This is a genomic window from Streptomyces anandii JCM 4720 (genome assembly GCF_014650655.1).
GTDB classification, from domain to species: Bacteria; Actinomycetota; Actinomycetes; order Streptomycetales; family Streptomycetaceae; genus Streptomyces; species Streptomyces anandii.
In genome coordinates this window covers 24,675-30,871 of sequence record NZ_BMVJ01000007.1, presented here as the reverse complement: position 1 = coordinate 30,871, position 6,197 = coordinate 24,675, and the positions used below count along the sequence as shown (strand labels likewise).

Annotated in this window: 6 protein-coding genes; 1 reads left to right on the top strand and 5 read right to left on the bottom strand. The window is 73.7% G+C overall.

The annotated features are described in order from the left end of the window. Nucleotides 1-74: 74 nt before the first annotated feature. From IE249_RS14615 to sigE, 5 genes are all read right to left on the bottom strand, one after another. Nucleotides 75-749 carry a hypothetical protein gene (locus tag IE249_RS14615; protein ID WP_189705255.1) on the bottom strand — a complete coding sequence of 225 codons (675 nt, stop codon included), beginning with the start codon at nucleotides 747-749 and terminating at the stop codon, nucleotides 75-77. A 264-nt stretch (nucleotides 750-1,013) separates the two neighbouring features. Beyond that, the gene (locus IE249_RS14610; protein ID WP_189705254.1) at nucleotides 1,014-1,451 is read right to left on the bottom strand and encodes a sec-independent translocase; all 438 of its coding nucleotides are present in this window, start codon (nucleotides 1,449-1,451) and stop codon (nucleotides 1,014-1,016) included. A gap of 240 nt (nucleotides 1,452-1,691) precedes the next feature. Then, nucleotides 1,692-3,629 carry a S1C family serine protease gene (locus IE249_RS14605; protein ID WP_189705253.1) on the bottom strand — a complete coding sequence of 646 codons (1,938 nt, stop codon included), beginning with the start codon at nucleotides 3,627-3,629 and terminating at the stop codon, nucleotides 1,692-1,694. Between the two features lie 139 nt (nucleotides 3,630-3,768). Next, entirely contained in the window at nucleotides 3,769-4,764 is a 996-nt protein-coding gene (locus tag IE249_RS14600) for an anti-sigma factor family protein (RefSeq protein WP_189705252.1), read from the bottom strand. Further along, nucleotides 4,761-5,462 (bottom strand): RNA polymerase sigma factor SigE, encoded by a 702-nt coding sequence (gene sigE / locus IE249_RS14595; protein WP_189705251.1) that lies wholly within the window; start codon nucleotides 5,460-5,462, stop codon nucleotides 4,761-4,763. Before sigE ends, IE249_RS14600 begins: the two co-directional genes overlap by 4 nt. A 192-nt stretch (nucleotides 5,463-5,654) precedes the next feature. Between sigE and IE249_RS39855 the strand changes: the two genes are divergently transcribed. Beyond that, nucleotides 5,655-6,197 (top strand): O-methyltransferase (locus tag IE249_RS39855; RefSeq protein WP_308434347.1); only part of this gene is annotated, 543 nt, incomplete at its 3' end.

The window sequence follows — 6,197 nt, the reverse complement described above, 5'->3', positions numbered from 1 at the left end:
CGTACGGGACCTGGTTCCGGTACGTGCCGAAGGGCGCCGTCTCGCGGAGGCGGCGCCCTTCGCGCTCGCAGCGGTCAGGCCGCGTAGGCGGTGATGTCCTTGATCATCGCGAAGCCCAGCCCGTACGCGCTCATGCCCCTGCCGTACGCGCCCACGTGGACGCCCTGCGCCGTCGACCCGGCCAGCACCCAGCCGAACTCGGACTCGCGGTAGTGGAAGGGCGTCAGCACGCCGTCCACCGGCAGGGACAGGGACGACCAGGCCGGCCCGGAGAGGTCGTCGGCGAGCACCCACGCCGTCTCCGTCTGCTGCTCCAGCCAGTCGTCCCGCAGTGCGTGGTCCATCTGCCCCGGCCAGGTGAACGACAGCAGCCCCACCCCGGCCAGCCAGGCCGCCGAGGACACCGAGGTGGCCTCCAGCAGGCCGGTGCCGTCCGCGCTGCGCCGCACCGGATTGGCCGCGACGGTCACCACCACCGCGAACTTCTCCCTGGGGTCGTCCGGCGACCCGGACGCGTACTCGTTGCGTACGGAGGGCTCGTCGCCGTGCCCGGTCGAACCGTGTTCCACGGAACCGTCGGCCGAGGTGCCGACCTGCATCAGCCAGCGCGGTCCCGTGAAGGCCTCGTCGAGGCCGTACCACGGGAAGGGCGCCAGCAGGTAGCCGTCGACCGTGCGCCGGGCGGAGGGGAAACGCGCTCCGCCCTCCGCGGCCGGCGCCTGCGCGACCGCCCTACTTGTCGTCTCCATGTGCCCGGACGCCTCCTCGCTCTCGTCGGATCGGGCGGCCCGCCCCCCTTCGGGCGTACTCGTCCGGTCCGCACAACAACTCGGCAGCATATCGACCCGGCTTCGGCAGACCGGGAAAGCGCCCGGCGCGTGGGTCGCGCGAACGGCTGGTTCGGGCCTGTTCACGCCCGGTACGGGCCGTACGCGGTATGAAACGCGTCACGTCCCGGCCGCGGCGGGTCGGGACGTGACGCAGGAGGGGCTACGGGCCTTTGAGGGCCGGCGTCAGGTGGCGTCGGCGTCGAAGGGCGGGGGGCCGCCCGGGTCCTCGGGCTTCTTGGTCATGTCGATCCGGCCGCCCTGGGCGGAGGACGAGGAGGAACCCGGCGAGGAGTCGGTGTCGCGGGCGTGCACCGCGTCCGTGACCTCGGCCATCTCCTTCTTCAGGTCGAAGCCGTTGCGGATCTCCTTCAGCCCCAGCTCGTCGTTCTCCATCTGCTTGCGGATGAACGTCTTGGGGTTGAGGTCCTCGAACTCGAAGTCCTTGAACTCCGGGCCCAGCTCCTGGCGGATGTCCTGCTTGGCGCTCTCCGAGAACTCCCGGATCTTCCGGATCGTGCGGGTCACGTCCTGGATGACCTTCGGGAGCTTGTCCGGACCGAACACGAGCACGGCAAGGACGATGATCGTCACCAGCTCGAGCGGTCCTATGTCATTGAACACCTGAAGCTCCTTGCGATGTCCTCGGTCCTCGGCCCTCGGTGGTCCGGTCTGTGCGGGCTGTCCGTGGTCCGGGCCGGATCCACGGTACCCGGCCCGGGTGTCCGACCGGTACCGTCCCGCGCGGGCGCGGTGCGTGTACACGTCGGGTTTTCCGGCTTGTTTGCCTTGCGGGGCCGTCCCGTTGCCCCGCGGGGCGGGTGACCCGCTGCCACTCGCTGTGAGGTTCCCGTCAGTCGCCGGTCAGCCGCTGCTGGAGGAACCGAGCACGAGCGAGACGCTGCGCTCCGTTCCGTCGCGGCGGACGGTCAGCTCCAGACGGTCGCCGGGGCGGTGGGCGCGGGTCTTGACGATCAGCTCCTCCCCCGAGTGGACGCGCTGTCCGTCCACCGCGGTGATCACGTCGCCCGCCTTGATGCCGGCCCGGGCGCCGGGGCCGCCGGGGGTGACCGGGGCACCGCCGTCGCGGCCCTTGGCGCCGACCTTGGCGCCGTCGCCGGTGTAGTTCATGTCGAGGGTCACGCCGATCACCGGGTGGCTGGCCTTGCCCTTGTTGATGAGCTCCTCGGCGACGCGCCTGGCCTGGTTGACGGGGATGGCGAAGCCCAGGCCGATGGAGCCTGCCTGGCCGGTCTGCAGATCGGAGCCGGTGTCGGCGGAGCGGATGGCGGAGTTGATGCCGACCACCCGGCCCTTGGTGTCCAGCAGCGGGCCACCGGAGTTGCCGGGGTTGATCGGGGCGTCGGTCTGGAGGGCGTCGACGTACGAGACGTCGCTGCCGTCGCCCTTCTGACCGCCCGCGGTGATCGGGCGCTCCTTGGCGCTGATGATGCCGGAGGTGACGGTGTTGGCCAGGTCGAAGGGGGCGCCGATGGCGACGACGGGGTCGCCCACCTGGACGTTGTCGGAGTTGCCGAGGGGTATCGGGGTGAGGCCGCGGACGCCGCGCACCTGGACGACGGCGAGGTCGTAGCCGGTGTCTCGGCCGATGATGCGGGCCTTGGCGGTCTGGCCGCCGCTGAACGTGACGGATATGTCGCCGCCGGACGCGGCGTTCTCCACCACGTGGTTGTTGGTGAGGATGTGACCGAGGCGGTCGAGCACGAAGCCGGTGCCGGTGCCCTGCTCGTCGGCGCCGGTCACGTGCAGCGTCACCACGCTGGGCAGGGCGCGGGCTGCTATTCCGGCCACGCTGTCCGGGGCGCGGCCCGCGGGTTCCTTGCCCGCCTGCGGCAACTGGACGGCGCCGACGCCGCCGTTGCGCTCTATGTACGCGCCGAGCAGTCCGCCGAGCCCGCCGGAGACGAGCGCGAGGGCGAGGGCTCCGCCGATGATCGTCCGCCGCAGCCGTGAGCGCCGCGCCGGTGCGCCACTGTGCAGCAGCGGTGCGGGCAGCGGGCGGGCGGCCCAGGGGTCGTACCGCTGCCACGGCCCGGCGCCGTCACCGGGAGCGGCCGGGCCCGGTACGGGGGCCGAGGGCGTCGCCGACGCCACGGCGGCGGGCGCCGGGCCCGCCGTGTCCGGGGCGGACGCCACCGCCGGGTGCTGCACAGGAGGCGCCGGCGCCCAGGGCCCCGGCTCCCCGTAGGGCGGAGTGCCGTACGGATCGGGCTCATGCAACGGCTCCGCCCTGCCGCCGGACCCCACTGGGGCCTCACCGGAAGCCGCCGCAGGCACTGCGGCCGGGGCCTCGCCCTGGTGGGCCGTAGGCATCGAGAAGTCGCCCCCGGCCGCCGGGAGCGGCTTGGCGAGCTCGAAGTCGCCACCGGCGTCACCCGCCGAGCGGGTCGCGGAGCCGCCCTTCGTGCCGCCCTCCAGGCCGCTCGCGACGTCCCCCTCGGTGCCGTCCTGCGAGCGGGCCGCGGAGCCGCTCACGGAGTCGCCCTTGGTGCCGTCCTCCGGGCCGGTCGTCAACCCGTCCTCCAGGGGCTCGTCCCGGGTCTCGGCCGGTGCCGGTGCCTGCCTGGGCGGGGTCCGGGCCGGGTCGGGGGCGGCCGGGTCCGTCCGGGGCGACCCGGGCGTCGTCCGTGGCCGCTCCGGCTCGTGGTCGCCCTCCGGGACGGCGGCCGCCGTCCCGGCCACGGGGACGACGGACACCGCCTCGTCCTCCTCCGGAGGGACGGGCCGGGGCCTGGTCCACCACTTGGTGCGGGCGGACTTCGTGGGCTTCCCCTCGTTCATGTTCTCCCCACAGCGGGCCTCGGCACGGCTCGCCGGGCGGCCGTGCGTCGTCGACTCCGCGCCCATACCGGTGTCATGGGCGCGACCACCTGGATTCAACCAGGTTCACGCGCCGCCGCGCAGAGGCCGGACGCGCCGGTCAGTGCGCCATGCGCGAGGACGCGGGCGGCGCGGGGGGCACAGGACCCGGCACGGGCGCCGAGAGCAGCCCGGGGGCTCTGAGCTCCGAGTCGGCGGTCCAGGAGGTCAGGGAGATCGGCGGGGTGGTACTGAGCGGGCGTATCAACGGGGACATGACGGCCGCGCCCGCGACCAGCGGTGTGGTCACCGCGTGCAGCACGTCCTGCACCCGCCCGGCCGCCGGGGACTGGGCCCCGGGGAGCAGGGGCGCGGACAGCGAGGTCGGCGCCGCGGGCATCGCGTCGGAGGACCGCCGGCCCTGCGCGGGCAGTTGCCCGGAGGACTGCCTGCGCCGCGAGGTCTCGGTGCCCGTGGCCGCGCCGGCGCCCGCGGTACGCGCCGGGGTCACATTGCTGCCGGAGCCGCCGCGGGCCTCCGCGGCCGTGTCACTGGCCGTCCCGGTGGTGACCCCGCCCAGGGCCACCGCGGCCAGCGACACCGCGCCGGCGGCCACGAACGCGAACCGCAGCCCGCGCGAGGCCGGCCGGTCGGTGTCGGGACGGCCCACGTGGTGGATGCGGAAGCCGGGGTCGGGTCCGGGGGCGCCGGCGGGGTGGGGCCGGGCCGGGACGTAGCCGAACTCGAACTGTTCGCCGCGCCCGCCGCGTCTGGCACCGAAGACGCCGGAGAACGGGGAGGGTCCGGACCGTCCGGTGAGGCCACCGGGAAGGCCGCCGCCGAACGGTGAGCCGCCCTCGGAGTCACCGCCGCCGGGCAGCCCCTGGAGGCGGGCCAGGAAGCTTTCGGACGGGGGCGGGGGGGCCGCCTCCGCGAAGACGTTCTTCAGGCGGCGCTGGGCGTCGACCTCCGCCTTGCACTTGGGGCAGGTCGCCACGTGCGCCAGGACGCGCTCACGCGTGTCATGACCGAGCTCGCCGTCCACCAGGGCCGAGAGCCGGTCTCCGAGATGCTGTTCCGCGAGGCCGCTCACGGCCGGGTCGGGTCGTCCACTCACGCGGTCGCGCCCCCTCCCCCCAGCGCGGGGACCCGCGGCACGAAGCTGCGGCGCTCCGCCCTGGCCTCGGGAGAGCGGTGCGCGAGGGCCTTGCGCAGCTGGGAGCGGCCGCGGTGGATGCGGGAGCGGACCGTGCCGAGCTTGACGCCCAGGGTGGCGGCGATCTCCTCGTACGACAGGCCCTCGATGTCGCAGAGCACGACGGCCGCACGGAACTCCGGCGCGAGGGTGTCGAGGGCCTGCTGGACGTCCGCGTCGAAGTGCGCGTCGTTGAAGAGCTGCTGCGGGGTGGGCTCCTTGCTGGCCAGCCGCTCGGCCGCGTCGTCGCCAAGCGCGTCGAAGCGGATGCGCTGCTTGCGGCGCACCATGTCCAGGAAGAGGTTGGTGGTGATGCGGTGCAGCCAGCCCTCGAAGGTGCCCGGGGTGTAGGTCGACAGGGAGCGGAAGACACGGACGAAGACCTCCTGGGTGAGGTCCTCGGCGTCGTGCTGGTTGCCCGTGAGGCGGTAGGCGAGGCGGTAGACGCGGCCGCTGTGGGTGCTGACGATCTCCTCCCAGGTGGGCGGAGTCCACGCCTGCCCGTCCGCGTCGGTGGAGAAGGTCGCGGTCTGGGTGAAGCCTTCGGCGTGGCTCGGGTCAGCAGCGGTGTCGTTCACGGATTCCGGCCTGCCCGCCGATCCGAGGAAGCGCCGCAGCACTCCCCTCCGATCCGCGCGCGCGGCCGCACCTCCCCTGTCGGCTCTGGTGGTGTCCAGTGGAGCCCCTACCATAGCCACCTCGCCCGTTAGCTCCGGATAAGCGGTTTTACGAGAATTTGACACGCGCTGCCACGGCTCATGCGGCTGCGTCAGCACTTGCTCCGGGTCCCGATCCATCCCATACCCCCCGCCATGTCCCCCGGCACTGCCTCGTCCCTTTCAACGACCGGTCCCATCTGCGGGTTCCCGGGCCCAACGGATACAGTCACGCCGAGGCATCCACGGGGACAGGAGAGGGTCATTACCGGCAACCGGCAGACGAGCTGGGCGTTCGCCGACGCCTATGTCGCCGAGGACGAAGCGCTGCGCTGGGCCCGCGACCGGGCCCGTGAGGCAGGGCTGCGCTCGGTGTCGCCCGGCGCGGGCGCCGCGCTGCGGCTGCTGGCCGCCACCGTGGACGCCAAGGCCGTCGCGGAGATCGGCACCGGCACCGGCGTCTCCGGCATCCATCTGCTGCACGGCATGCGCCCCGACGGGGTGCTGACCACCGTGGACCCGGAGCCCGAGCACCAGCAGTTCGCCCGCCAGGCCTTCCGCGCGGCCGGCTTCGCCGCCAACCGGGCCCGGTTCATCCCCGGCCGCGCCCTGGACGTGCTGCCCCGGCTCGCGGACGCCGGGTACGACCTCGTCTTCTGCGACGGTGACCGGCAGGAGTTCCTCGACTACCTCGCTGAA